The sequence below is a fragment of the Dokdonella sp. genome (genome assembly GCF_019634815.1).
Classification (GTDB): domain Bacteria; phylum Pseudomonadota; class Gammaproteobacteria; order Xanthomonadales; family Rhodanobacteraceae; genus Dokdonella_A.
Genome location: NZ_JAHCAP010000004.1, coordinates 159,393 through 182,870, shown reverse-complemented (window position 1 = coordinate 182,870; position 23,478 = coordinate 159,393). Strand labels below are relative to the sequence as shown.

Here is a 23,478-nt window from a genome sequence, read left to right as displayed (position 1 = left end):
CGTTGTTCTTCAGAAACCAGCCGTTGGATCCAAAGACCATGCTGCAATCGGCGTTGCACGCAACTGCCGCACTCAGCTCACTTCCGTCGGGAGCGCGCAGCATGGCCGGAGGCCCGCCATTTACCCAACGAACGGCAAGACGGTTCGGCCAGATTTCACCTGGCAGTGGCGCGCGTATCGCAACGCCGACGGCCACGTTTCCGTCATCGGAAACCGCCAACGCGCCCGCGCCACCACTCCACTCGGGGTTTGGCAACATCTGCTGGATGCCTCCGTCGAGAGCCCAGACCCAAGCTTGGGCCGTTTCGCCAATGTTGTTGCCGGCGCCCACGACGAAGCGGAAATTCCTCGATACATTGTAGGCTTGCGACTGGGTCACAGTGCGCCCGGTCAGCGCCTGCCAGCCGCTCGCGCGGTTCCACGCCAGGATTTTTGTCGGCTCCGGCGACTGTGAAGCATCGGTGGTGACGACCGACGCGCCATCGGGTGAAATGAGCATGGGCAACGCATTGTGGTGCTTTGGCACTTCTTCCCACGCTTGTGTATCCGGATGCCAAAGCACCAAGGCGCCGGTGCCTCTCCCCGCGATCGTGCCGTCATTGGTGATCGAATCAGCCGTGATGACGTGTGGGTCCAATGGTGTGCTATCGGGCATGGGAATTTCTTCCCACGTCACGCTGTACAAATCGGTGAGCCTGGGCGTCCCAAAGGGGCGCACCGGCCGCTGCGATGCCGTCCGCTGGAATTGGGGCGTTGTTTTGGAGCTTCGTACCGTGACTGAGTACGAGGCCGCCGTCATTCCAAGGAACAGTGCCAGCAGCCCTGTCATTTTGAAGTTCATTGCATTTCTCACAAGCCCCCGGCTCAATCCACGGCACTGCAGGAAGTCCTGGCTTTCCCTTCCCCGCTTCGCAGGGGAAGAAGAAAAAGACCGCTTTGGCTTCTGCACCTTGGGTCTTACAGGGGCGGGCCCATCGGGCATGAGAACGACTTGGTCGATGTGGCTGCGCCATATAGATTGGAAAGCGTCAGGGTGGCACTCATCGGCTGTCCCGGCACGCAACTTCCGCTCACGATACTCGTGGTGGAGGTCTTGCCAGTGCTCGTCGACCACGATATGACTGGCTCTCCCTGCGAGTCGTAGCTGTCGAGGATGCAAATGAAATGGCCGCTGGCGCTCCCCGGGTCCGGACAGGTCATGACGGAAAACGTCGGAGCGGATCGCCCATGCGAAGTCAACATGGCGACTGCACCAAGCACCGAAAATGCGGGCCGCCAGAGGTTCCGCCGTATCGGCAAGCGGTCGTCCCAATCGGCGCTTCGAGTGTGCCCGCCCAGGTTGCGCTGACATTCAGGGTTCCACTCGAATAGCCATTGATCTTGGGCTGTGGCGTCCAGCCAGCATTGGTCTGAACCCAAGCGCCATCCTCATTGTTGTAAACCTTGTAGGGCGGGCCAATATCGAGCGAGGACCAGACCGCCTGTCCGAGGCTCGTGCCGCCGCTGGTATAGATGATGTCGCCGACTCCAGTGGACCTGTCCACCGAATTGCAATGCCCGGCCGTCACGTAGCCGGCCGTGTAGCTCGACCCACTAACCCTTTCGGCGGACGCGCCTACCGAGCAAGGTTGAGAGCCGCCGTAAACGACCTCCCAAGTGTGGTTTCTCGTTCCATCAGCGCCGTAGAGATTGGACGAAAAGTCGACATCTTCCCGCGCGGACACAAGTTGCACCGGCACGCCGAAATCCGGATGCGCCCTGAGGAACTCCGAAGCCTGCGCCATGCTTTCAGCGGTAACTCCGACGACAAGACCATTCGCCTGAAAGTCCACGTAGGACTCGCGCACGACGCCGGCGCCAAGGGCGGAATCCATGGCGTCCGTCAGGTTCTCGCGAGCACGATCGAGTTCGGTCAAGGCATGGGCGACCCGCACGGGGGTGGCGCCCAGTTCTTCGACTGCCTCGACGTCCGCGTCGCGGCTCACGGCCACATGCAGCGCCAGCGTCAGCGCATCGAACCACAGGCCCGCGTAACCCGGCAGCTGAAGCTCCTCGATACGTCGAGCCTGCACCGAGGCTTCGTACTCCTTGTCCAGGCGCACGATCGCGGCCTTCTCGCTGATGCCGTAGAAGGTTGCGACCTGAGCCAGAACCTTCGGATCGTACTGTTGCGATGTTTCGGAACTTCGTGCCGCGATCGAGTACGACGTCGCTGCCATTCCAAAAAATGATGCCAACAGTGTTGCTGCTTTCCGGTTCATTGCACTTCTCCCCGGTTGTCATCTGATTCCGGCGCCGGTCCGACCCGCAGGAATCCGTTCCGATCCGAACGAACCCCGACGGTGCGCGGCAATGCGTCATTCCCGGGACGCTGCAGCGGCACCGAATTCCACAATCTACTCGATCGGGATGATATTTCGAGACCCAGTTAACACAATCGACCCACGACAATCCAGCTCGCGCGGCCACGCGGCAGGCTGACACGCACGGCCGCTTTCGACGCGAGCGGGGCGGCGGTTACGCAGCACATCCACCCCTTGACGCCACAAGCTCTCCACAAACATGGATCAGCCGCCGGTCAAGCGAGAGACGCACCGTGGAGATACGGCTCCAATCATCGCCCCCAACAGCCGGCAGGAGAATCAACGAGCGCCAGGACATCAGGTTCGCGCTCGCCGGAAAGCACGATGGTCTCGGCCTGCGCCGGAATGGCCGCAAGGACCCCGGAAGATGACGCACGAAAGGCGGGGTCGTGCGATTTCACGGCGCATGTACCGGCAGTCGTTCGGGCGGCACGTCGGCGAGAAACGGCGCACGCTGGTCCTTGTCCGACAACGAAGGCTGCGCGAGCGGCCAGTCCACGCCGATCTGCGCATCGTTCCAGCGAATGCCCGCGTCGGCCTCGCGGTCGTACAGCGCGGTGCACTGGTAGACGAAGCTGGCCTGTTCGGACAGCACGGCGAAACCGTGGGCGAAACCCTCGGGCACCCAGAAATGACGCTTGTTGTCGGCCGACAGCACCGCCGCGGCCCATTGCCCGAAGGTCGGCGAACCCCGGCGGATGTCGACCGCGACGTCGTAGACCTCGCCTTCGAGCACGCTCACGAGCTTGCCCTGCGGATGCGGCCACTGGTAATGCAGACCGCGCAGCACGCCCTGCGCCGAGCGCGACACGTTGGTCTGCACGAACTTCAATTCCAGGCCGGCCTGAGCAAACTTTTCGGCGTGGAAGCTCTCGTAGAAAAATCCGCGCGCATCGCCATGCACGACCGGCTCGATCACCAGGCATCCCGGCAATGGTGTCTTGATGATCTTCACGGCGCGCGTCCCTGCCGCACCAGATGTTGCAGGTATTGTCCGTAGCTGTTCTTGGCCAGCGGCGCGGCGAGCTTGAGCACCTGCTCGGCATCGATCCAGCCCTGCTGGTAGGCGATTTCCTCGGGACAGCACACCTTGAGGCCCTGGCGGTTCTCGATCGTGGCGACGAAGTTGGACGCCTCGACGAGCGACTCATGCGTGCCGGTGTCCAGCCAGGCATAACCGCGGCCGAGCTTTTCGAGCATGAGCGCGCCCGCATCGAGATAGCGGCGATTGAGATCGGTGATCTCCAGCTCGCCACGCGCCGAAGGCTTGAGCGCGGCGGCATGGTCGCACACATCGCCGTCGTAGAAATACAGGCCCGTCACCGCCCAGTTCGAGCGCGGCTGCGCAGGCTTTTCCTCCAGCCCGATCACGCGGCCGGAAGCGTCGAACTGCGCCACGCCGTAGCGCTCGGGATCGCGCACCCAGTAGCCGAACACGGTCGCGCCTTGCGTGCGTGCATCCGCGCGCGCGAGTTGTTCGGTCAGGCCATGGCCGTGAAAGATGTTGTCGCCGAGCACGAGGCAACTGGGCTTGCCGCCGACGAAGTCGCGGCCGATCAGGAAGGCCTGCGCGAGCCCGTCGGGCGAGGGCTGCACGGCATAGTGAATGTCGATGCCCCACTGCGAACCATCGCCCAAGAGCCGCTGGAACAGCGCCTGCTCGTGCGGCGTGTTGATGATGAGCACCTCGCGGATGCCAGCCAGCATGAGCGTGGACAGCGGATAGAAGATCATCGGCTTGTCGTACACCGGCAGCAGTTGCTTGCTCACCGCCTGCGTGACCGGATACAGCCGCGTGCCGGAGCCGCCTGCGAGAATGATGCCGCGCCGGGTTGTCATCAACACCACTCCTTGCAGTCGGGGTCAGCGACGGGAGCGCGCATTCTAGCCGGTCATGTGCGCGGACACGCTCAGGCGCCGGCCCACGCCAGCCCCGCGTCCGCGGGAAGCCAGCTTGCCGACAAGGCCTCGGCCTGCTGCAACACCGTCTGCACCGCCGCATCCTGCAGATCCGGCGGATAGCCGTACTTGCGCAGGATGCGCTTGACCAGCACCCGCATCCGCGCCCGCGTGCGGGAGCCATCCTCTCAACTTTCAATCGGTCCGAGAATCGGCGGGCAGGTCAGTCGTATCGGTAGGTTTGTGCGTCGGCGCCGATGCCGTAGGCGCTGAGCTCGTTGTTTTCGTTGTAGCGCCAGGCGCCGGGCTGGTGGGCGCTGGTCTTGCGGTTGTGGACGTTGTCGTAGGTGTATTGCTCTACCGGCAGGCCGTCTGGCCGGGTTGGGCTTTGCTGCAAGGCGGCTGGCGGGGTGGCGCCGGTGTGGCGGTCGAGGGGGTCGTAGCCGTAGAAGTAGTCGCCGTCTTCGGTGCTGCGCTGGGTGATGTTGCCGGCAGCGTCGTATTGGTAGCGGTAGTCCATGATGAGGTCGCCGCTTGGCGCGGCCTGGGTGCCCGCGCCGATGGCTTGGGACTTGATCTGGGTGGGACGCTGCAGGGCGTCGTAGCTTGCCGTGCGCGTTGTAGGTGGCGGCGGTGATGCGCTCTTCGTAGCGGCCGAGGGCTTCGGTCAGGGTGAGGACGTGGCGCAGCGCGGGCCTTGGGCCCCACTGCGCTTGCCACATCAACGCAGCGACTTTCGCGTCCATCATCGACACGCAAAATGGTGGCATATATGCTACCGTGATCGCATGCTGATCGTCCTCGATACCAACGTGTTCGTCGGTGCCTGCCTCGGCATGGGGGCATCTAGCGTGGTTGTAGCCGAGTGCTTGCGCGGGATTCATACGCCACTGATGGGAACAACTTTGCTGGCCGAGTACGAGGATGTCTTGGCGCGCCGCACGTTGTTCGCCAAAGCCCGGCTCGATGCGGGCGAGCGCAATGAGTTGTTGGACATCTTTCTGGCCTGTTGTCGATGGACGCCGATCTATTTTGGCTGGCGACCCAATCTGGTCGACGAAAGTGACAATCACCTGGTGGAGTTGGCAGTGGCTGGCAGCGCCAGTCGCATCGTAAGCCGCAATCTGCGCGATCTGCGGCGCGCCCAACTGGTGTTTGATCAAATGCGTGCCGTCACGCCCGAACAATTCTTGAAGGAGAACACAACATGAGCGCCCTGACCATCCGCATGGCCGACGACAAGTATCAGCGGCTCAAGGCCCTGTCGCGCCGTCGCAGCACCAGCGTTAACAAGTTGATCGACGAAATGGCCACCCTGTTGCTGGCGCAAGCCGATGCCGAGGCCCATTTTCTGCTGCGCGCACAGCGCGGTGCGGGGCGGCAGTCACGTGGACTGGCCTTGCTGGAAAAGGCACGAACCTGATCAGGCGAACGAAGAAGGCGGTGGATTCATTCTTCCGGGGCGGATTCCCGAGAGAAAGCGTATCGAATCACTCCAAACACCGGCGAGACGCAGCGTGCGTCCAAGCGCACGAGCGAGCTTGACCGGACTGATACTTTGCGAGTTGCGCAACAGGATCGCACGGAACCAAAAATCGGCTCATCGCGGATTCGTGTGGGTGGTCCGGGCCGCCATCAGTTGCCAGAACCCCTGTAATCAGGCCATCTTCCGACTGCGGGAGCACGGCCGATTCCTGCTTTGACTTTGTGACCGGGGTTTCCAGATGAAGACAGGCCGTAGCCTGCGCGAGTTGTTCTGCTTTCCTGGCTTCGCGGCGACGGTGACGCTCAAGGGGGTGTTCGGCGATCCCAAGGCACGGATCGTGACCCTGCGGTGCTGAAAAAAACGGCCGTGTGCTCGAATTGTGGCCATCGCTGCCGCAAGCGCTACGACAAGCGCTTTGCCTTGCTCGCGATTTGCGGGTGGCGGGTCGGGTGCTACATGTGGACTTCGAGCGCTGGCGCGTCCACTGCCCCGGGTGCGGCGGCGTGCATGTAGAGCGGCTGGACTGGTTGGCGAAGAACCCGCGCTACACCGAGCGCTTTGCCTTGCATGTGGGTCAGCTGTGCCGGAGCATGACCAACAAGGCGGTGTGGCCGAACTGGAGCGGCTGCCCGACAGCACGGTCAAGGATTTGTCCAGCAGGTCCGACGCGCCGGGATGCCCGCGCCGCGCGCCATTGGCATCGACGAGATTGCCATCCACAAGGATCATGACTACCGCGTGGTGGTCAGCGACCTGGACCGTGGCCGGCCGATCTGGTTCGGCGGCAGCGGCCGCACCGAAGCAGATATCGACCAGTTCTTCGCCGATCTGGGGCCGAAAACAAAAGCATCGAATTGGCGATCATGGACATGTGGTGGCCGTTCCGCAATTGGGTGGGCAAGAACGCGCCCAATGCCGACATCGTGTTCGACAAGTTCCATATCCTGCGCCACCTGTCCGATGCGCTCGATCAGGTGCGGCGGGACGAGTACAAGCGCCTGCACCGCAAGGACCGCAGCTACATCAAAGGCCAGCGCTACGCCGCTTGATTCCCCTGCTTTATGGCGCTCGCTGCGAGGGGCAGGTTCAGTACTTGAGGAAGATCAGCCCGAGCGCGACGTGCTTGTAGTCGGACGGCTCCATATTGCCGCGCAGCTTGTCGGCGGCCTTGAACAACTCGGCTTCAAAACCGAGCTGGCCTTGTCTGGAAACAGCCCCATTGCCGTTGTCGCTCTTGTTGGTCGAGGCCATCGATCCATTCCCCTGTGCAATGCCGGCCGATCGCCGGGCGCGAGCCTGCAAGTCTTGCACGGCCCGCACGGCAGATGGGGCGCAAGGCCGGCGGCGGCGCCTGCCCCTTGGCACGCGCCCGCGCAGAAATTCGGGTCAGGCGCCCAGCCGCTCCATGCGGTAACTGCCGTCGAGCACGCGCGTGACCCAGGCTTGATTGGCCAGGTACCAGTCGACCGTTTTCGCGAGGCCGCTTTCGAAACTCTCGGTCTGGCGCCAGCCGAGGTCGCGTTTGATCTTGCCGGCGTCGATCGCATAGCGGCGGTCGTGGCCGGGGCGGTCCTTGACGTAGGTGATCAGCGACTCGCGCTTGCGGCCATCGGCGAGCGGGCCGCGTTCGTCGAGCAGGGCGCAGATCGTCTTGACCACGTGGATGTTCTCGCGCTCGGCATCGCCGCCGACGTTGTAGACCTCGCCGACGCGGCCGATGTCGAGCACGCGGCGGATCGCCGCGACGTGATCGCCGACGAACAGCCAGTCGCGCACGTTGCGGCCATCGCCGTAGACCGGCAGCGGTTGCCCCGCGAGCGCCTTCTGGATGACCAGCGGAATGAGTTTTTCCGGAAACTGATACGGCCCGTAGTTGTTCGAGCAGTTGGTCGTGAGCGTGGGCAGGCCGTAGGTGTGGTGGAAGGCGCGCACCAGATGATCGGAAGCGGCCTTGGAGGCCGAATAGGGCGAATTGGGCGCATACGCCGTGTCCTCGGTGAAACGCCCGAGCGGGCCGAGCGAGCCATACACCTCGTCGGTGGAGACATGCAGGAAGCGAAAGCCGTCCTGGCGTTCGAGCGGCAATTCACGCCAATAGGCGAGCGTGGCTTCGAGCAGGCTCAGGGTGCCGACCACGTTGGTCTGCACGAACGCGGCGGGGCCGTCGATCGAGCGATCCACATGCGACTCGGCGGCGAAGTTCACCACCGCATCGGGGCGGTGCTCGGCCAACAGGCGCCGCACCAAGGCGGCATCGCCGATGTCGCCATGCACGAACACATGCTCGGCGCGATCCTCCACGCTCGCCAGCGTGTCGCGGTTGCCGGCGTAGGTGAGCGCATCGAGGTTGACAATGCGCACGCCGCCGCGGCCAAGCGCGTCGAGCACGAAATTGCCGCCGATGAAGCCGGCGCCGCCGGTAACGAGCAGGGTTTTCATGGTGGGTGGCAAGACCTGCGGGCCGAATCAAGCAGGTGTGCATTTTAGCCGGCGGACCCACTCAAAAGGGCAGGCCATCTGCTTTTCCGCCGATTCCTTCGATGCGCACGCTCGGCACCTTCGCATACACTGCCGATTCTTGGCATTCAGGGGAGTTTGCGCGTGACGGGAGCACCCGGGACCCCGCCAGGCCTTGCCCGCCCATTGCGCCGCCTGACCAGCGCAGCACGGCCCCTCCGCACATGATTCGCAGCATGTGGCCGTATCTGGCCCTGATGCTGTTGTGCGCAGGCATTTTCCCCGCGCTCGAGCGCCGCCTGCGCTGGCGATTGTTCAACTGGCTGCCGCCGATTGTGTGGACCTATCTGTGCGTGACCGCACTCGCCGCCGCCGGACTGTGGCGGGTTGAGGGCGAGATCGCCGTGGCGCAGTCGATGCTGGTGCGGCATCTGGTGCCGGCGTTGGTGTTCCTGCTGATGATCCATTGCGATCTGCGCGCGATCGCCGCGCTCGGCCCGCGTGTGCTCGCGGTGTTCTTCGTCACCACGCTCACGATCGTGATCGCGTTCATCGCCACCTTCCTGCTCTACCGCCCCTGGTTGCCGGCCGACGCTTGGCAACCACTGGCCGCACTGTCGGGCAGTTGGGTCGGCGGCACCGCCAACCTGATCGCGGTCAAGCAGGCGATCGGCATGCCCGACTCCCTGCTGGCGATGTCCATGCTCGCCGATGCGCTGTGCTACTCGATGTGGTTTGCCCTGCTGTTCTCGATCGGTCGCCTCGCCCCGGCCTTCAACCGCTGGACCGGCGCACGCGCGAGTTCCGAGGGTCTCGTGGTCACGCAGCCGGAAAGCAGGGCCGTGACCCCCGATGCGGTGTTGCTGTGGCTTGGGCTTGCGCTGGCGAGCGCTTTCGCCTGCGGCGAACTCGCTGCGCACTTGCCCGCGGCGGGCCTGTTCGGCGTGAATACCTGGACGATCCTGCTGGCCACGGCTGCGGGACTGATCGTTGCCCACACCCCACTCGCACGCATGGCCGGCGCCAGCGCCACAGCGAACGCCCTGCTCGTCGCGGTGGTTGCGGTGCTCGCCTCGCAGAGCAACTTCGATGGCATCGCGCAGGCGCCGCTGTATCTGCTGTGTGGGCTCACGATCCTCACCCTGCACGGCAGTCTGCTGGTGCTCGCCGCGCGGCTGTTCCATTTCGACCTGCACCTGTGCGGGATCGCCTCGCTCGCCCACGTCGGCGGCGTCGCCGCGACGCCGATCCTCGCCGCAAGCTACGCCCGCGCACTGGTGCCGGTCGGCATCCTGCTGGCGCTGTTGGGCTACATTCTGGGTACCGGCGTCGGCCTTGGCGTCGCGGCGTTGCTGTCGCGCCTGGCGACGGGATGAAGATCGTGCGGCGAATGTGCATCGGCGGCGTCCTCGCGTTCGCGCTCGTGTTCACCACGGCGACCTTGCCGGCTGATGCGCAGCAACGCAGCGTCGCGCACGCCGCACTCGAGATCGATGACGCCGAGCTCGCGCCCGACTTCTGGATCGCCCGACTCACTCAAGCCGATCACTTGATGCTCGATCGCGCCGCGATCGATGCGCAGAATGCCGCGATGATCGCGGGCGATCCGAGCATGCACGATCTGCGCGCCCTGCCCGCGCAGCTCACGCGCGATCAGGTGATTCGTTGGATCAAGGCCTTGGGCGCGGCGCCGCAAGGCCCTCTGATGGATCTGCGCGGCGCGCCGATTTCGAGCCCGACCTTTGCGGCGATCCTCGCCAATCGCAACCTCGATGCGATCGCCGCGACCAATCCGATGCGCTACGGCCTCGTGGTGCACCGCGCAGCACTGCGTCGACTGCCGAGCCACCAGTTTGCCTACCGTGCCGACGATCCATTCAAACTCGATCGATTGCAGGAAAGTGCCTTGTTTCCCGGCGATGCGGTGGTGCTCGCGCATGCCAGCCGCGATGGACAATGGGCTTTCGTCATCAGCGAGACCTACGCGGCGTGGATCGAACACGCAGCGGTGGCGATCGGCAGCGCCGACGAAGTGTTCGGCTATGCCCAGGCCACGCCCTTCCGGATCATCACCGCGGCAACCACGCAAACAGCCTCGACGCCCGAGCAAGCGCCGTTGTCGCGCTTGCAGCTCGACATGGGACTGCGCCTGCCGCTCGCACGCAACGAAACCCCGCGCAGCATCATCCATGGTCAGGGCGCGCTCGGCAGTCATGTGCTCGAACTGCCGTGGCGGCGTGCCGATGGTCGCCTCATGTTCGCGCCCGCATTGTTGCCACGCAGCGCCGACAGCAGCAGCGATTACCTGCCGCTGACGCAAGCGAACGTGCTGCGTCAGGCCTTCAAGTTTCTCGGCGAGCGCTATGGCTGGGGCCATGCCGATGGCGCGCGCGACTGCTCGGGCTTCGTCAGCGAGGTCTACCGCAGCTTCGGGCTCAAGCTGCCACGCAATACCGGCGATCAGGCCGCGAGTCCGGTCTTGCGCAAGCGCGTGTTCGGCGCGGGCGACGATCACGCCGCGCGCATCGCCGCGCTGCGCGCGGCGCGCGTGGGTGATCTCGTCTATCTGCCCGGTCACGTGATGCTGGTGATCGGCCAGCTCGACGGCTTGCCGTGGGTGATTCATGACACCACCGGCTTTGCCTACACCGATGGCACGGGGCGCTTGTTGCAGCAAACGGCCAATGGCGTGGTGGTGACGCCGCTGGCACCGTTGCGCACGGGCAAGGGTGAGCCCTGGGTCGATGTGATGACCGCGATCGTGCGCATCGCTGCCGACGTGCCGGGCGACGCCGACGTTCCCGCGAACAGACTACCGCGATGAAGATCACCGCGATCGAACTGCGCCGCCTGCGCGTGCCGCTGCGCACGCCGTTTCGCACCGCACTGCGCAGCGTCGATGAAGTCGATGACATCGTGGTGAGGATGCACACCGACAGCGGCGCGATCGGCTATGGCTCGGCGCCGCCGACCGCGGCGATCACCGGCGAGACGCATGCCACGCTCATCGCCGCGATTCGCGACCACATCGCGCCGCGCCTGATTGGTGTCGAGGTCGCCCAACGCAATCATCTCGGCGCGCTCATCGACACCGCCCTGCCCGGCAACGGCAGCGCCAAGGCGGCAGTCGATATCGCGCTGCACGACCTTTGGGGCCAGCTGCATCAGGCGCCGCTGTATCAACTCCTCGGAGGCGGAACGCCGCGGCTCGAAACCAGCCTCACGATCAGTCTAGGCAGCGTCGAGACGATGGTGGAAGAAGCACGCCGCGCACTCGCGCGCGGCTTCAGCGCGCTCAAGATCAAGGTCGGCAAGCAGGTGGACGCCGACATCGAACGCGTCTGCGCGATCGATCGCGTGGTGGCCGGTCGCGCCGCGCTGCGACTCGATGCCAATCAGGGCTGGACCGCGGCGCAAACCGTTCAGGTGATGCAGGCACTCGGACACGCGGGGGTGCAGATCGACCTCATTGAACAGCCGGTGCCCGCGGCCGACATCGAGGGCATGTGCCACATCGCCGAGCGCGTGCAGGTGCCGCTGATGGCCGATGAGAGCGCATTCGATGCGCGCGCGGCGCTCGCCCTGATCGAGCGACGTGCGGCACGCATCATCAACGTGAAATTGATGAAGGCAGGCGGGATCGGCAACACGCTGCGCATCATCGACATCGCCGCCTTGCATGGCATCGAATGCATGCTTGGCTGCATGCTCGAAAGCGGCATCGCAGTCACCGCCGCGGCCCACATCGCGGCCGCCCATGCGCGCACGATCACGCGCATCGACCTCGACGCGCCTTCGCTGTGCAGCCGTGATCCGATCGACGGCGGCACACGCTTCGATGGCCCACGCATCACGATCGGCGACGGTCCGGGGCTGGGGATCCGCGCCATCGCCGGACTCGAGGAGATCGCCTGATGCGCAGGTTTTGCGTTTCCCGCTCGAGCACGCCCGCACGCATTGCGACGCTGCTGATTCTGGCCTTGATCGCGGCCTGCCACGCGCCCGTGCGCAAGCCGCTGCCGTGGGCGCAGTCGCGGCAGATGATCCTCGTGATCACTCCCGACTGGAATGCTGCGCAGGCAAGCATGCAGGCCTTCGAACGTGGTGCCAGCGGCTGGCAGGCGCAGGGCGAAGCGAGTCCAGTCAGCATCGGACGCAAGGGCACGGCCTGGGGCATCGGCCTGCATCCGCCACAGCCCGGCTTGCAGAAGCGCGAGGGTGATGGCCGCAGTCCGGCCGGCGTGTTCGCGCTGGGCACCGCCTTTGGCGCCGCCGCTGCACTGCACTCGGCGTGGCCGTATGCGCCGATGAGCGCCGATCACTGGTGCATCGACGTGGTCGGCTCGCCCTGGTACGACCGCATCGTCGATGCACGCACCGTCGGCAGCGCGGCGGTGGCCGGTTCGTCCGAACCGATGCGACGCGACCTGCATCTGCATGGCGATCCGCGCTACATGCTTGGCGTGGTCGTGGATGACAATCCGCAGCACGAGCAGGGCGCAGGAAGCTGCATCTTCCTGCATCTGTGGCGCACGCCGGGCGAGCCGACCGCGGGTTGTACCGCGATGTCGAACGCAGCGATGAACGCCTTGCTCGGCTGGCTCCAACCCGAGGCTGCGCCGGTGTTCGTGTTGTTGCCACGTCTCGAGTACCAGCGCCTGCATCGCATCTGGAACCTGCCCGAATCCACGCCGCAAGACCCGCCTTGAGCCGACGCCGCCATGTCATCGACCGCCCGCATCCTGCTTGGACTCATCCTCGGCGCCCTCGTCGGTCTGGCCTTGGCATGGTTCGATCCTGCACTGGCGACGCGCGCAGCAGACCTCGTGCAGCCGATCGGACGGCTCTGGCTCAACGCCTTGCAGATGACCGTGGTGCCGCTGGTGCTCGCCCTCGTCATCGTCGGTGTCGGCGCCGCCAGCGAAGCGGCTGCATCGGGACGCACCGCACGCCGCGCGCTGTTCGTGTTCGCGGCCCTGCTCAGTGCCGGCGCGGCCTTGATGGCGCTGTTGGCGCCGCTGCTGCTCGCCCTGCTGCCGCGCGACCCAGCCACCGTCGAGGCGCTGCGCGCGGCGATACCCACGGCGACGACCGTGGCGGCTGCGCCGAATTTCGGTGACTGGCTCGCGAGCATCGTGCCGAGCAATGCGATCGCCGCCGCGGCGCAGGCGGCGATGTTGCCGCTGGTGGTGTTCGCGCTGTGTTTCGGCTTTGCGCTCACGCGCATCGAGGCCACGCGCCGCGCGCGCCTGATCGAACTGTTCCAGGCGCTCGCCGACACCATGATCGTGATCGTGCGCGGCGTGCTGTGGGTTGCGCCGCTGGGCGTGTTCGCGCTCGTGCTCGCGGTCTGCGCACGCGCGGGCCACGGCGTGATCGGCGCGCTCGGCGGTTACATCGCGATGCAATGCACGATGTATCTGCTCGCCACCGCCCTGCTGTATCCAACCGTGATGCTGTTTGGCGGCATCCCGCTGCGCCGCTTTGCCAGCGGCATCGTGCCCGCACAAGTCGTCGCCGCGAGCACGCAATCCTCACTCGCGTCCTTGCCGGCGATGCTCGAATCGGCGACCACGCGACTGGGCCAGCCCAACGCGATTGCCGCACTGGTGCTGCCGCTGGCGGCCTCGCTGTTTCGCATCACCAGTCCGATGCAGTACATCGGCTCGGCGCTGTTCGTGGCCTGGATCTACGGGATCGACGTTTCCGCTGCGCAGCTCGCCGTCGGCGCCGCGCTCGCGGTGGTGATCAGCCTCGGCGCGGTCGGCCTGCCCGGCCAGGTCAGTTTCATGGCGACGACCCTGCCGGTGACCTCGGCGATGGGCTTGCCGGTGGCGCCGCTCGGCCTCTTGCTCGCGGTCGACACGATTCCCGATCTGTTCGCGACGATCGGCAATGTCAGCGCCGATCTCGCTGCATCCACGCTCGTCGCGCGCCGCGCCGAACGTGACCCCTGAGTCGCCCGCGCGCACAATCCGCGCCAGCCGCTGGCGGCAAACAGGATTTCGTCAGCCTTGCCGATCCATCATCCGCAGGAGCCGTCACGAGGTCGAGCATGTACGAACATTTCAAGGACCCCCTGCTGCCACGGCGCGCCTTGCTCGGCCGCCTCATCCGCTCGGCCCTGCTCGGTGCGGGCGTGGTCGGCGCCTCCCTGCTGATCGGCATGATCGGCTACCGCGCCTGTGAAGGTTTCAATTGGCTCGATGCCTTCCTCAACGCCGCGATGCTGCTTGGCGGCATGTGCCCGGTCGATCCAGTGCGCACGACCTGCGGCAAGCTGTTCGCCGGCGGCTATGCGCTCTACTGCGGCATCGCCGTGCTCGCGATCACCGCGATCGTGTTCGCACCGATCGTGCATCGCTTCCTTCACCGCTTTCACCTCGAGCACGGACGCAGCGAATAGGCGCGCATCCTGCGCGCGCTCAGGATGCCTCGAAGTCGTCGCTGAAGATCGCGTCGCCGCGCCATTCGTAGGCACCCAGATCGAAGCCCGCGCCCTGCGGTCGTGGCACTCCTTCGACATCCACCGCGGGCGCGAGTACCGCGCTGCCGGCATCGATCGCGCTCGCGCCTGCGCGCAGATGCAGATCGAAAGGCGGCGCCACGAACAAGGCTGCGGCATCGCTGAACTCGAAGTTGTGGTCGACCACGAGGGCGTTGCCATCGAGCGAAAAGTCCGCCGACAGATTGTTGCGCACCACGACGGCCTCGCTCGGCCGGCCATCCTTGTGTGCATGCACCATGATCCACGGCGCGCCGGGCGCGCCTTCGACGAGATCGATCACGCTGTTGTTGACGATGCGCGAGTCACGCATGCCGTAGAAGCTGATGCCGTGCCAGTGGTCGGTGACAATCACGTTGTTCTCGACCACCCAACCGCGAAAGAAGCCGTCGAAACAGCCGATGCCCTGCATCGAGCTGCGCAGCGGATTCGCCGGATTGGTGGCATTGATGAACACGTTGCCGCGCAGGGTCACGCCAACCACCTCGCCGGTGCCAACCCCGCCGGGCCCGACTGACCAGCTCTGGAAGCCATCGTCGTGGTTGGCGTCGAACTCGTCGTCGATCAGGTTGTTCTGCACGCGGTTGTATTCGAACAGGCCGCGATCGCCCAAACCGCGCAGGCCGTCGGCGGAGAAGCCATCGACGAGGTTGCGCCGAATCACCGCATCGGCGCCATCGACGGCGATGCCGAAGCGCACGTTGCGGACGCGACTGTCGTGCAGGTTCACGCGGTCGGCACCGATGCCGACGCCGCTCCAGGCCTGATCGACCCACTCGATCGGCCCCCACGCGGACGCGTCATCGATCGAGTAGATATCCAGATCATCGAGTTCGATGTCCCAGCTCGGTCCGAACCAGTTGTGGTTCTGCACCTCGACGATGGTGTCGGGATCGGACGCCGGCCCGAACGATGGACTCACCGCAAGGCCGCGCACGATCCAGTTCTGAGCAGAACGCACCAGCAGGCTGCGCAAACGCGCCTGCGCACCGGGCGCGGCCGCAATCGTGATCGCTGTCGTGTTGTAGGCGTGGGCAATCGTGACGTCGCCGTAATAGCCCGTGTGCAGCAGCAGGGTATCGCCCGCGCGCACGGGTGCACCGGCATGGACGACCTGCAGTTGCATGCCCGGCGCGTAGGGATAGTCCGGCCAGTCGCGTGTCTCGATCAGCCCCGAGTCGAGCACGGTCGAAAGCGAACGCCACGGATTGGCGGCGCTGCCGTCGCCGCCATCACTGCCGACCACCGGATCGATGTGGAAGGTGGCTGCCTGCGCAAGGGAAGCGAAGAGCAGACACGAAAACAGGCATGTGCGGCGCAGCATGGCAGCCCCCGAATGGACGATGGACGCTGATTGCAGCATAGCGTCAAGCGGGCGAACGTGACGGCGGCCGGATTTCCGGCGCGGGGAAGCGCATTGATCACCCAGAAACGGCCATCCCCGCGACAGCGGATCGCGCGCCGCGATGGCGTGCGTTGGCGCGCGTCGTCTTCATGTGCATTCGCGCGAATTCGCCAGTCTGCCTGCGGCGCGCGCCGCGCGCCGCAGGCAGGATTCGATGGTGACGGCAGGACCGCCTGACAAGTGTTGCGCTAGAACGGAATCTCGTCGTCGTCGACGAAATTGTCGGCCGCAGGCGGCGCCTGGCGTGACGGCGCATCTTGCGCCGCCGAGCGCGCGGGTGCGTTGCCGCGTTCGCCGCGGCCATAACCACCACCGCCGCCACCGCCACGCGAGTAGCCGCCTTCATCGCCGCCACCACCACCACGGCCTTCGCCACCACCGCCGCCGAGCATCTGCATCTCGTTGGCAACGATGTCGGTGGTGTAGCGTTCGATGCCTTCCTTGTCGGTGTACTTGTTGGTGCGCAGCGATCCTTCGATATAGACCTGCCGACCCTTCTTGAGGTATTCGCCGGCGATCTCGCCGAGCTTGCCGAACAGCACCACGCGGTGCCACTCGGTGCGTTCCTGGTTCTCGCCGGTCTGCTTGTCGCGCCACTGCTCGGAGGTCGCCAGACGGATGTTGGTGACTGCACCGCCACCCGTCGTGTAGCGCGTTTCGGGATCGGCGCCGAGATTGCCGACGAGGATGACCTTGTTGATGCCACGTGCCATGGAAGCCTCTGCCATGCTGCGGATGGAAACGGCACGCAGTATCGCATGCCGCTGCATGCGCGGTGTCGGCCGCTGACGCGCGCGCGTGTCAGCCGTTGCCGTCACCGGGTGTCAGCCGGGCGCGCGCATCATCGGGCAGCGGCCAGCGCCGCGTGATGCGCTGGAAGAACAGCACGTTGGGCACCTGCAGGGTGCTGCCGTCGGCCTCCAGCAGGCTGGTGTAGACCATGTTGATGTCGACCACTTCGCCCTTGACACCGGGCTTGTCACCGCCTTCGAGCAGCTCGATACGATCGTGCAGGCGAAACGGTCGCATCACCACGATCAACAGGGTGCAGAACAGGTTCGACAGCACGCTCCAGCCGGCGAAAAACGCGATCGCGCCGACCGCGGCGAAGCCGGTGAAGGCTGTCCACAGCACCGTGCTCGACACCCCGAGGATCTGCAGGATCGCGAACAGCGCGGCGAGGTTGATCGCCGCACCGGCCACGCGCAACGGCACCGCAATCATCTGCTCGGAGAACTGGTAGCGCGCGCGCATGCGGCGGGCGATGCCGCGCACCACGGCGCGCGCCAGCCAGGCCACCAGCAGCACCAGCACGACCAGCGCGACGACGGTGAGCCCATCGAACGAGGGCTGCAGCCAGACAGGCAGGTATTGCTTCATCGGCACCGGGTCCTTGCGTCACGGAAGCCCGATTCTAGCAACCGCGCCCGCTATACTTGCGCCCCAACCGAACCGCCGGCTATTTGCATGTCCGCCCTGCCGCAAGCCTCTGTCTCCATCGCGAGCTTCGCCGACGTGCAGCAACTGGCGATGGCCGACATGGCCGCGGTCGACGCCCTGATCCGCAGCCGCCTGGCTTCGGATGTCGTGCTCATCAACCAGATTGCCGAGCACATTATCGGCGGTGGTGGCAAGCGCCTGCGACCGATGTTGCACGTGCTCGCCGCACGAGCCGCGGGTTACACCGGCCACCAGCATGCGCAACTCGCGGCGGTGATCGAATTCATCCACACCTCGACCCTGCTGCATGACGACGTGGTCGACGAATCCGACCTGCGCCGCGGCCGCAAGACCGCCAACGCGATGTGGGGCAATGCCGCCAGCGTGCTGGTCGGCGATTTCCTCTACTCGCGCTCGTTCCAGATGATGGTCGAGCTCGACAGCATGCGCATCATGCGCATCCTTGCCGACACCACCAACCGCATCGCCGAAGGCGAGGTGCTGCAACTGCTCAACATCGGCAATCCCGACACCACGCAGCACGCCTATCTCGAGGTGATCGAACGCAAGACCGCGGTACTGTTCGCGGCGGCCACGCGGCTGGGCGCGGTGCTTGCTGGTCTGCCACGCGAGCAGGAAGACGCGCTCGCACGCTTTGGCCTCGACCTCGGCTTCGCGTTCCAGATCGCCGACGACGTGCTCGATTACGCTTCCGACGCCGACACGCTCGGCAAGAACATCGGCGACGATCTCGCCGAAGGCAAACCGACCCTGCCGCTGATCCTCGCCATCGAGCGCAGTTCCGCGGCGCAGGCAGCCTTGCTCAAGCAGGCGGTGCAGAACGGAGGCCGCGACGCCCTGCCCGAAGTGCTTGCGGCAATCCACGCCACTGACGCACTCGCCGCCTCGCGCGCCCATGCGCATGGCTATGCCGACTCGGCGCGCACGGCGCTGCGCGCCTTGCCGGCCTCGCCGGCGCGCGATGCACTCGCGCTGCTTGCCGATTACGCGATCGACCGCAGCCGCTGACGCGCGTCACTTCCGTTCCTGCGTCTTGGCCGCAGCCTGCGCCTTGCCGTCGAGCGGCCGACACCAGCCGCTGCTGCGCACGTAGCCGAAACCCTCGGCGCAAATCCCGCCACTGCCTGAAAAACACGGTGGCACCACGTCGGGCGTGATCGCACGCGCACGCTGCCAGCCGGGTTTGCCACCACATTCGATCGCCGCATCGGCTTGCGCGCCGGCGTGCTGCGCAACCGGCGTGGCCGGTGCCGAAGCCTCGCCGCAGGCAGCAAGCGCTGCCATGCACACGATTGCCGCCATCACGATCGGCCCACGTATTCGGCTGATCACGTTCATTGCCTGCCTCCGTCCCGCACGATGCATCAAGGCGACGCTGCATTCAGGCCGATTGTGCAATTTTCACCGTCGATGCAGTGCAAGCGATTCTAGACCGTGGATGCTGCGACCCACGAGCATGCCCGCCATGCAGACCATCGACTTCATCGACTCCCACACCGGCGGCGAACCGACCCGCGTCATCACCACCGGCTTTCCCGATCTCGGCAACGGCAGCATGGCCGAGCGCCTCGACCGCCTGCGCACGCAACACGACCACTGGCGCCGCGCAGCCGTGCTCGAACCGCGCGGTTCGGACACCCTGGTCGGCGCCTTGCTGCTCGATCCGGTCGATGCCCGCGCCTGCACCGGTGTGATCTTCTTCAACAATGTCGGTTATCTGGGCATGTGCGGCCACGGCACGATCGGCGTGGTGCGCACCTTGCAGCACCTGGGCCGCATCGCGCCCGGGCGCCATCTGCTGGAAACACCGGTGGGCCCGGTGTGGACCGAACTCCTCGACGACGGCCGCATCGCGGTCGACAACGTCGAAAGCTATCGCCTCGCCGCCGGCATCACGCTGGACGTGCCCGGCTACGGCAGCGTGCGGGGCGACGTGGCCTGGGGCGGCAACTGGTTCTTCGTCACCAGCGACTGTCCACAGCCCATCGCGCTGGCGAACTGGCGTGCGCTCACCGACTACGCGCTGGCGATCCGCGCCGCGCTCGAGCGTGCGCCGGTCGGAGCCGATATCGATCACATCGAAATCACTGGCGCGGCCGACCGCGACGACATCGATGCGCGCAATTTCGTGCTGTGTCCCGGCGGCGCCTACGACCGCTCGCCCTGTGGCACCGGCACCAGTGCCAAGCTGGCTTGTCTGGCGGCCGACGGCAAGCTCGCACCGGGCGCGATCTGGCGTCAGGCCGGCGTCCTCGGCAGCGTGTTCGAGGGCAGCTACCAACCCGGACAGCTCGGCGTGCTGCCGCGCATCGTCGGCACGGCCTACATCACCGCCGCAGGCAGTCTCTTCATCGACGGTCGGGATGCGCTCACCTGGGGCGTGGCGACATGACGCACAGTTACGATCTGATCGTGGTCGGCGCCGGCATCATCGGCGCTGCCTGCGCGGACGTTGCCAGTGCCGAGGGACTCAAGGTCGCAATCGTCGAGTCGGGCGCAATCGGCGCCGGCGTCACCGCGGCCGGCATGGGTCACCTCGTCGCCGTCGATGGCCTGCCGGCCGAGCTCGCCTTGGCTCGCTATTCGCTCGGCCTGTGGGAAGACCTGCGTGATTTGCCCGGCGGCGAATTCAGCCGCTGCGGCACGCTCTGGTTTGCCCGCGACGAACACGAGCTCGCACGCATTCCCGACAAGCTCGCGCGCCTGCGCGCAGCGGGCGCCGTGGCCGAAGCCGTCGACGCGGCGCAGTTGCGCGAACTCGAACCCGCGCTGTCACCAGGTCTTGCCGGCGGCGTGCTGGTGCCCGATGAAGCGGTCGTCTATCCGCCGGTCATGGCGCGCCGCCTCGTCGAGCGAGCCTGCCGGCGCCGCGCGACCCTGATCCATGCCCGCGCGATTGCACTGGGCGAGCATGCGGTCACGCTCGATGACGGTCAGCGCCTGCTCGGCAATGTGCTGATCGCCACCGGCGGCGCCTTGCAGGCGTTGTTGCCCGAACTGCTGATCCATCTGCGCAAGGGCCATCTGCTGATCACCGAGCGCTATCCGAACATGCTGCATCACCAACTCGTGCACATGGGCTACACCGACAGCGCACACGGCCAGTCCGACAGCGTCGCCTGCAATGTGCAGCCGCGTCCGACGGGCCAGTTGCTGGTTGGCTCATCGCGCGAGTACGGCGTCAGCGACAGCGAAATCTCGTTGCCGATGCTGCGACGCATGCTGCGCTGTGCATTCCAGTTCCTGCCGAGCCTGCGTCAGCTCAAGGCGCTGCGCGCCTGGGCCGGCCTGCGCCCGGCCAGCATCGACGGCCTGCCCTACATCGGTCGCGTCGCCCAGCGCCGCGGCATCTGGGTCGCGGCGGGTCATGAGGGACTGGGCGTCACCACCGCGCCGGGCACCGCGCGTCTTCTGGTCGACCAACTGCTCGCGCGCACGCCCGCAATCGATGCGCGGCCCTACGACCCGATGCGAGCAGCGGCATGAGCACGTGCATCTGCGTGATCGTCAACGGCAAGCCGGTCGAGGTCGTGGCCGGTGCCAGCGTGGCCGCCGCGGTGGCGCGGGCCGGATCACGGTTCCGCCGCTCGCGCAGCGGTGAAGCGCGCGCGGCCCTGTGCGGCATGGGCGTGTGTTTCGAATGTCGCGTCGAAATCGATGGCGTGCCCCAACAACAGGCCTGCATGTTGATCGCGCGCGCAGGCATGCAGGTGCGTACCGATGGCTGAGCGCTATGACGTGCTGGTGATCGGCAGCGGGCCGGCTGGCTTGACGGCCGCACATGCGGCGGCACGGCACGGTGCACGCGTCGGCCTCGTCGATGCGCAGGCATTGCCGGGCGGACAGGTCTGGCGCCACGATGTGCGCTTCAGCGCACCCGCATTCGCGCGTCGCTGCATGCAGGCCACGCTCGAACACATCAAGATCGACTGGCTGCCGCAGACCCGCGTGGTCGGCGCCGAACCCGGTCGCTTGCTGGTCGAGGATCCGCGCAGCGCGCGCTGGCTCAAGTACGGCGCGCTCGTGCTCGCCACCGGCGCACGCGAAGTGTTGCTGCCGTTCCCCGGCTGGACCCTGCCCGGTGTCACCGGCGCGGGCGGCCTGCAGGCGCTTGCCAAGCAAGGCTGGCCGCTCGCGGGCAAGCGCGTGGTGGTCGCCGGCAGCGGCCCGCTGCTGCTCGCCGCGGCGGCAACCGCGCGTCGCCATGGCGCGCGCGTGCTCGCCGTATTCGAACAGGCCGATCGCGCGGCGATGCTGCGCTTCACGCGCGGCCTGTGGCGTTGGCCCGCACGCGTGATGCAAGCCGCCGTATTGCGTGCGCAGCTCGCCGGCGTGCCTTACCACTTCGGCAGCGTGGTCACCGCCGCACAAGGCGAGGACGCTTTGCGCGAGATCGAAGTGAGCGGACCCCGCGGACAGCGGCGCATTGCCTGCGATCAGCTCGCGGTCGGCTTCGGCCTCGCGCCGAATGTCGAGCTCGCTTGCATGCTCGGCTGTCAGCTCGAAGCCGAGGGCGCGCAGCAGCGCGTGCGCGTTGACGCGCGCCAGCACACCAGCGTGCCGGGGGTGTATGCCGCGGGCGAAGTCTGCGGCATTGGCGGACGCGACAGTGCCCTGATCGAAGGCGCAATCGCCGGCCTCGCTGCAACCGGCGCGAGAACCGGCATCGCCTCGTTGCAGCGACGGCGCGCGCAGGCGCGTGCGTTTGCGCGCCAGTTGCGCGAGACCTTCGCGATCGACCAGCGCGTGCGCGCGCTGGCGCAGCCCGACACCCTGGTGTGTCGCTGCGAGGACGTGACCCTGGGTGCGCTCGACGCGCACGTCGATGCGCGCGGCGCCAAGCTCGCCACGCGCTGCGGCATGGGCCCATGCCAAGGGCGCATCTGCGCAACCGCACTGGCCGAACTGGGACGCGCGGCTGGCATTGCCGCACGTCCGCCGCTGTTTCCCGCGCGTCTGGAAACCCTCGCGCTCGCGCCCGCCGACGGCATCGCAGCTTCCCTTGCCACTTGATCACTTCAAGGACACTCATGCGATTTGATGGCATCTACGTTCCATTGGTGACGCCCTTCGATGGCGAGGGCGAAATCGACACGCACAAACTCGAAACCCTGGTCGAGGCCATGCTCGGAAAGGGCGTCGCCGGCCTCGTTGCCTGCGGCACCACCGGCGAGTACTACGCGCTGAGCGACGCCGAACGCAGCCTGGTGTTGCAGACCGTGCAGCGTGTGGCCGGCCAGCGCGCGACCTTGATCGCGGGTATCGGCGATCTCTCCACGCGACGTTCGATCGAGCGCGCGGCGCAGGCCAAGGCGCTCGGCTACGACGCCCTCATGCTGTCACCGCCGCCCTACAGCCTGCCCGGTCAGGACGGCATTCGCGCGCATTTCGAGCAGGCTGCCGCACACTGCGCGCTGCCGATCATCCTCTACAACTTCCCCGCGCGCACCGGCGTGAACATCGAGTTCGACACCGTCGCGGCACTGGCCCGCCATCCGAACATCGTCGCGATCAAGGAGTCGAGCGGAAACTTCAGTCAGGCGCTGCGCATGCTGCAGGCCGGTTTCACCGACTTCGAGGTGATCTGCGGCTGCGACGACCAGCCGATCGATTATTTCTTCTGGGGCGCGCGCGCCTGGATCGCCGGCGCTGCCAACGTGTTTCCCGGTGAACAGGTGGCCTTGCACAAGGCCGCACGCGCCGGTGACTGGGAGCGCGCGCGTGAGCTCATGCGTGCGATGTATCCGGCACTGCACTCGATGGAATCGGGTGACTACAACCAGAAGGCCAAGGCCGGCTGCCTCAATGCGTCGCTCGATGCCGGCGAGGTACGACTGCCGCTGCTGCCACTCGACGCGGCCGAGCGAAAGCAATTCATCGATCTGGTGCGGGGAGCCTGAAA

The 23,478-nt window shown here is 66.2% G+C and carries 26 protein-coding genes and 2 pseudogenes; 16 read left to right on the top strand and 12 right to left on the bottom strand.

Annotated features, from left to right (window positions below; all coding sequences use genetic code 11):
* From KF759_RS04015 to KF759_RS03990, 6 genes are all read right to left on the bottom strand, one after another.
* Nucleotides 1–841, bottom strand: an 841-nt coding sequence (locus tag KF759_RS04015; RefSeq protein ID WP_291223106.1) for a hypothetical protein, incomplete at its 3' end; no start/stop codon positions are given.
* 394 nt (nucleotides 842–1,235) lie between these two features.
* The gene (locus KF759_RS04010; RefSeq protein ID WP_291223105.1) at nucleotides 1,236–2,261 is read right to left on the bottom strand and encodes an alpha-lytic protease prodomain-containing protein; all 1,026 of its coding nucleotides are present in this window, start codon (nucleotides 2,259–2,261) and stop codon (nucleotides 1,236–1,238) included.
* Nucleotides 2,262–2,760: 499 nt separating this feature from the next.
* Entirely contained in the window at nucleotides 2,761–3,318 is a 558-nt protein-coding gene (gene rfbC / locus KF759_RS04005) for a dTDP-4-dehydrorhamnose 3,5-epimerase (protein ID WP_291223104.1), read from the bottom strand.
* Nucleotides 3,315–4,202 (bottom strand): glucose-1-phosphate thymidylyltransferase RfbA, encoded by an 888-nt coding sequence (rfbA, locus tag KF759_RS04000; protein WP_291223103.1) that lies wholly within the window; start codon nucleotides 4,200–4,202, stop codon nucleotides 3,315–3,317. The genes rfbC and rfbA overlap by 4 nt, the downstream gene beginning before the upstream one ends.
* A gap of 71 nt (nucleotides 4,203–4,273) precedes the next feature.
* The gene (locus KF759_RS03995) at nucleotides 4,274–4,423 is read right to left on the bottom strand and encodes a type I restriction enzyme endonuclease domain-containing protein (RefSeq protein ID WP_291223102.1); all 150 of its coding nucleotides are present in this window, start codon (nucleotides 4,421–4,423) and stop codon (nucleotides 4,274–4,276) included.
* Between the two features lie 62 nt (nucleotides 4,424–4,485).
* Nucleotides 4,486–4,782 (bottom strand): hypothetical protein, encoded by a 297-nt coding sequence (locus tag KF759_RS03990; protein ID WP_345777415.1) that lies wholly within the window; start codon nucleotides 4,780–4,782, stop codon nucleotides 4,486–4,488.
* Between the two features lie 268 nt (nucleotides 4,783–5,050).
* Here KF759_RS03990 and KF759_RS03985 point away from each other — a divergent pair, with 268 nt between their 5' ends.
* The 4 genes and pseudogenes from KF759_RS03985 (at nucleotide 5,051) to KF759_RS03970 (ending at nucleotide 6,797) form a co-directional block, all read left to right on the top strand.
* Nucleotides 5,051–5,473 carry a PIN domain-containing protein gene (locus KF759_RS03985; RefSeq protein WP_291223101.1) on the top strand — a complete coding sequence of 141 codons (423 nt, stop codon included), beginning with the start codon at nucleotides 5,051–5,053 and terminating at the stop codon, nucleotides 5,471–5,473.
* Entirely contained in the window at nucleotides 5,470–5,685 is a 216-nt protein-coding gene (locus KF759_RS03980; protein WP_291223100.1) for a hypothetical protein, read from the top strand. The genes KF759_RS03985 and KF759_RS03980 overlap by 4 nt, the downstream gene beginning before the upstream one ends.
* A 738-nt stretch (nucleotides 5,686–6,423) precedes the next feature.
* Nucleotides 6,424–6,582, top strand: a pseudogene (locus KF759_RS03975) (transposase); the annotation flags it as partial.
* Nucleotides 6,522–6,797, top strand: a complete 276-nt coding sequence (locus KF759_RS03970) for a transposase (protein WP_291223119.1) — start codon at nucleotides 6,522–6,524, stop codon at nucleotides 6,795–6,797. The pseudogene KF759_RS03975 and the gene KF759_RS03970, both read left to right, overlap by 61 nt.
* A 40-nt stretch (nucleotides 6,798–6,837) precedes the next feature.
* On the opposite strand, the pseudogene KF759_RS03965 reads toward KF759_RS03970, so the two are convergent.
* Nucleotides 6,838–6,999: pseudogene (locus tag KF759_RS03965) on the bottom strand (type I restriction-modification system subunit M N-terminal domain-containing protein); the annotation flags it as partial.
* Between the two features lie 135 nt (nucleotides 7,000–7,134).
* The gene (gene rfbB, locus KF759_RS03960) at nucleotides 7,135–8,187 is read right to left on the bottom strand and encodes a dTDP-glucose 4,6-dehydratase (protein WP_291223099.1); all 1,053 of its coding nucleotides are present in this window, start codon (nucleotides 8,185–8,187) and stop codon (nucleotides 7,135–7,137) included.
* A gap of 242 nt (nucleotides 8,188–8,429) precedes the next feature.
* On the opposite strand from rfbB, the gene KF759_RS03955 reads away from it, so the two are divergent.
* From KF759_RS03955 to KF759_RS03930, 6 genes are all read left to right on the top strand, one after another.
* Complete coding sequence (locus KF759_RS03955; protein ID WP_291223098.1) at nucleotides 8,430–9,581, top strand: DUF819 family protein; 1,152 nt, start codon at nucleotides 8,430–8,432, stop codon at nucleotides 9,579–9,581.
* A complete protein-coding gene (locus KF759_RS03950; protein ID WP_291223097.1) occupies nucleotides 9,578–11,029 on the top strand; it encodes an SH3 domain-containing protein in 1,452 nt (483 codons plus the stop codon). Before KF759_RS03955 ends, KF759_RS03950 begins: the two co-directional genes overlap by 4 nt.
* Nucleotides 11,026–12,120 carry a dipeptide epimerase gene (locus KF759_RS03945; protein ID WP_291223096.1) on the top strand — a complete coding sequence of 365 codons (1,095 nt, stop codon included), beginning with the start codon at nucleotides 11,026–11,028 and terminating at the stop codon, nucleotides 12,118–12,120. The genes KF759_RS03950 and KF759_RS03945 overlap by 4 nt, the downstream gene beginning before the upstream one ends.
* Nucleotides 12,120–12,914, top strand: coding sequence for a L,D-transpeptidase family protein (locus KF759_RS03940; protein WP_291223095.1), 795 nt, complete (start codon nucleotides 12,120–12,122; stop codon nucleotides 12,912–12,914). Before KF759_RS03945 ends, KF759_RS03940 begins: the two co-directional genes overlap by 1 nt.
* A 12-nt stretch (nucleotides 12,915–12,926) precedes the next feature.
* On the top strand, nucleotides 12,927–14,162 hold the full coding sequence (locus KF759_RS03935; RefSeq protein ID WP_291223094.1) for a dicarboxylate/amino acid:cation symporter: 1,236 nt from the start codon (nucleotides 12,927–12,929) through the stop codon (nucleotides 14,160–14,162).
* Nucleotides 14,163–14,260: 98 nt separating this feature from the next.
* On the top strand, nucleotides 14,261–14,611 hold the full coding sequence (locus tag KF759_RS03930) for a hypothetical protein (protein WP_291223093.1): 351 nt from the start codon (nucleotides 14,261–14,263) through the stop codon (nucleotides 14,609–14,611).
* A gap of 19 nt (nucleotides 14,612–14,630) precedes the next feature.
* Here KF759_RS03930 and KF759_RS03925 read toward each other — a convergent pair whose 3' ends face one another.
* The 3 genes from KF759_RS03925 to KF759_RS03915 all read right to left on the bottom strand — a co-directional run bounded on the left by KF759_RS03925 (nucleotide 14,631) and on the right by KF759_RS03915 (nucleotide 17,495).
* Nucleotides 14,631–16,034 (bottom strand): choice-of-anchor Q domain-containing protein, encoded by a 1,404-nt coding sequence (locus tag KF759_RS03925; protein ID WP_291223092.1) that lies wholly within the window; start codon nucleotides 16,032–16,034, stop codon nucleotides 14,631–14,633.
* A 269-nt stretch (nucleotides 16,035–16,303) separates the two neighbouring features.
* Entirely contained in the window at nucleotides 16,304–16,828 is a 525-nt protein-coding gene (gene ssb / locus KF759_RS03920) for a single-stranded DNA-binding protein (RefSeq protein ID WP_291223091.1), read from the bottom strand.
* An 88-nt stretch (nucleotides 16,829–16,916) separates the two neighbouring features.
* Nucleotides 16,917–17,495 carry a mechanosensitive ion channel family protein gene (locus KF759_RS03915; protein WP_291223090.1) on the bottom strand — a complete coding sequence of 193 codons (579 nt, stop codon included), beginning with the start codon at nucleotides 17,493–17,495 and terminating at the stop codon, nucleotides 16,917–16,919.
* Between the two features lie 87 nt (nucleotides 17,496–17,582).
* On the opposite strand from KF759_RS03915, the gene KF759_RS03910 reads away from it, so the two are divergent.
* A complete protein-coding gene (locus KF759_RS03910; protein ID WP_291223089.1) occupies nucleotides 17,583–18,584 on the top strand; it encodes a polyprenyl synthetase family protein in 1,002 nt (333 codons plus the stop codon).
* 6 nt (nucleotides 18,585–18,590) lie between these two features.
* Here the strand turns inward: KF759_RS03910 and KF759_RS03905 are convergent, their stop codons facing one another.
* Nucleotides 18,591–18,914 (bottom strand): hypothetical protein, encoded by a 324-nt coding sequence (locus KF759_RS03905; protein ID WP_291223088.1) that lies wholly within the window; start codon nucleotides 18,912–18,914, stop codon nucleotides 18,591–18,593.
* A gap of 127 nt (nucleotides 18,915–19,041) precedes the next feature.
* Here KF759_RS03905 and KF759_RS03900 point away from each other — a divergent pair, with 127 nt between their 5' ends.
* From KF759_RS03900 to dapA, 5 genes are read left to right on the top strand one after another with little or no spacing between them, the layout of a single operon-like run.
* Nucleotides 19,042–19,968 (top strand): proline racemase family protein, encoded by a 927-nt coding sequence (locus KF759_RS03900; protein WP_291223087.1) that lies wholly within the window; start codon nucleotides 19,042–19,044, stop codon nucleotides 19,966–19,968.
* Nucleotides 19,965–21,062, top strand: coding sequence for an FAD-dependent oxidoreductase (locus KF759_RS03895; protein WP_291223086.1), 1,098 nt, complete (start codon nucleotides 19,965–19,967; stop codon nucleotides 21,060–21,062). Before KF759_RS03900 ends, KF759_RS03895 begins: the two co-directional genes overlap by 4 nt.
* Complete coding sequence (locus tag KF759_RS03890) at nucleotides 21,059–21,304, top strand: 2Fe-2S iron-sulfur cluster-binding protein (RefSeq protein ID WP_291223085.1); 246 nt, start codon at nucleotides 21,059–21,061, stop codon at nucleotides 21,302–21,304. Before KF759_RS03895 ends, KF759_RS03890 begins: the two co-directional genes overlap by 4 nt.
* Nucleotides 21,297–22,589 carry an FAD-dependent oxidoreductase gene (locus tag KF759_RS03885; protein WP_291223084.1) on the top strand — a complete coding sequence of 431 codons (1,293 nt, stop codon included), beginning with the start codon at nucleotides 21,297–21,299 and terminating at the stop codon, nucleotides 22,587–22,589. The genes KF759_RS03890 and KF759_RS03885 overlap by 8 nt, the downstream gene beginning before the upstream one ends.
* 17 nt (nucleotides 22,590–22,606) lie before the next feature.
* On the top strand, nucleotides 22,607–23,476 hold the full coding sequence (gene dapA, locus KF759_RS03880; RefSeq protein WP_291223083.1) for a 4-hydroxy-tetrahydrodipicolinate synthase: 870 nt from the start codon (nucleotides 22,607–22,609) through the stop codon (nucleotides 23,474–23,476).
* The last annotated feature ends 2 nt before the right edge of the window (nucleotides 23,477–23,478 follow it).

What these genes read in the sequence shown, in the direction of transcription:
- KF759_RS03925 (WP_291223092.1), bottom strand. Translation starts at nt 16,034, where the DNA reads ATGCTGCGCCGCACATGCCTGTTTTCGTGTCTGCTCTTCGCTTCCCTT.
- KF759_RS03890 (WP_291223085.1), top strand. Translation starts at nt 21,059, where the DNA reads ATGAGCACGTGCATCTGCGTGATCGTCAACGGCAAGCCGGTCGAGGTC.
- KF759_RS03995 (WP_291223102.1), bottom strand. Translation starts at nt 4,423, where the DNA reads ATGCGGGTGCTGGTCAAGCGCATCCTGCGCAAGTACGGCTATCCGCCG.
- rfbB (WP_291223099.1), bottom strand. Translation starts at nt 8,187, where the DNA reads ATGAAAACCCTGCTCGTTACCGGCGGCGCCGGCTTCATCGGCGGCAAT.
- KF759_RS03945 (WP_291223096.1), top strand. Translation starts at nt 11,026, where the DNA reads ATGAAGATCACCGCGATCGAACTGCGCCGCCTGCGCGTGCCGCTGCGC.
- KF759_RS03985 (WP_291223101.1), top strand. Translation starts at nt 5,051, where the DNA reads ATGCTGATCGTCCTCGATACCAACGTGTTCGTCGGTGCCTGCCTCGGC.
- ssb (WP_291223091.1), bottom strand. Translation starts at nt 16,828, where the DNA reads ATGGCACGTGGCATCAACAAGGTCATCCTCGTCGGCAATCTCGGCGCC.
- KF759_RS04010 (WP_291223105.1), bottom strand. Translation starts at nt 2,261, where the DNA reads ATGAACCGGAAAGCAGCAACACTGTTGGCATCATTTTTTGGAATGGCA.
- KF759_RS03900 (WP_291223087.1), top strand. Translation starts at nt 19,042, where the DNA reads ATGCAGACCATCGACTTCATCGACTCCCACACCGGCGGCGAACCGACC.
- dapA (WP_291223083.1), top strand. Translation starts at nt 22,607, where the DNA reads ATGCGATTTGATGGCATCTACGTTCCATTGGTGACGCCCTTCGATGGC.
- KF759_RS03895 (WP_291223086.1), top strand. Translation starts at nt 19,965, where the DNA reads ATGACGCACAGTTACGATCTGATCGTGGTCGGCGCCGGCATCATCGGC.
- KF759_RS03930 (WP_291223093.1), top strand. Translation starts at nt 14,261, where the DNA reads ATGTACGAACATTTCAAGGACCCCCTGCTGCCACGGCGCGCCTTGCTC.
- KF759_RS03905 (WP_291223088.1), bottom strand. Translation starts at nt 18,914, where the DNA reads ATGAACGTGATCAGCCGAATACGTGGGCCGATCGTGATGGCGGCAATC.
- KF759_RS03940 (WP_291223095.1), top strand. Translation starts at nt 12,120, where the DNA reads ATGCGCAGGTTTTGCGTTTCCCGCTCGAGCACGCCCGCACGCATTGCG.
- rfbA (WP_291223103.1), bottom strand. Translation starts at nt 4,202, where the DNA reads ATGACAACCCGGCGCGGCATCATTCTCGCAGGCGGCTCCGGCACGCGG.
- KF759_RS03990 (WP_345777415.1), bottom strand. Translation starts at nt 4,782, where the DNA reads ATGGACTACCGCTACCAATACGACGCTGCCGGCAACATCACCCAGCGC.
- KF759_RS03950 (WP_291223097.1), top strand. Translation starts at nt 9,578, where the DNA reads ATGAAGATCGTGCGGCGAATGTGCATCGGCGGCGTCCTCGCGTTCGCG.
- KF759_RS03915 (WP_291223090.1), bottom strand. Translation starts at nt 17,495, where the DNA reads ATGAAGCAATACCTGCCTGTCTGGCTGCAGCCCTCGTTCGATGGGCTC.
- KF759_RS03885 (WP_291223084.1), top strand. Translation starts at nt 21,297, where the DNA reads ATGGCTGAGCGCTATGACGTGCTGGTGATCGGCAGCGGGCCGGCTGGC.
- KF759_RS03910 (WP_291223089.1), top strand. Translation starts at nt 17,583, where the DNA reads ATGTCCGCCCTGCCGCAAGCCTCTGTCTCCATCGCGAGCTTCGCCGAC.
- KF759_RS03935 (WP_291223094.1), top strand. Translation starts at nt 12,927, where the DNA reads ATGTCATCGACCGCCCGCATCCTGCTTGGACTCATCCTCGGCGCCCTC.
- KF759_RS03980 (WP_291223100.1), top strand. Translation starts at nt 5,470, where the DNA reads ATGAGCGCCCTGACCATCCGCATGGCCGACGACAAGTATCAGCGGCTC.
- KF759_RS03955 (WP_291223098.1), top strand. Translation starts at nt 8,430, where the DNA reads ATGATTCGCAGCATGTGGCCGTATCTGGCCCTGATGCTGTTGTGCGCA.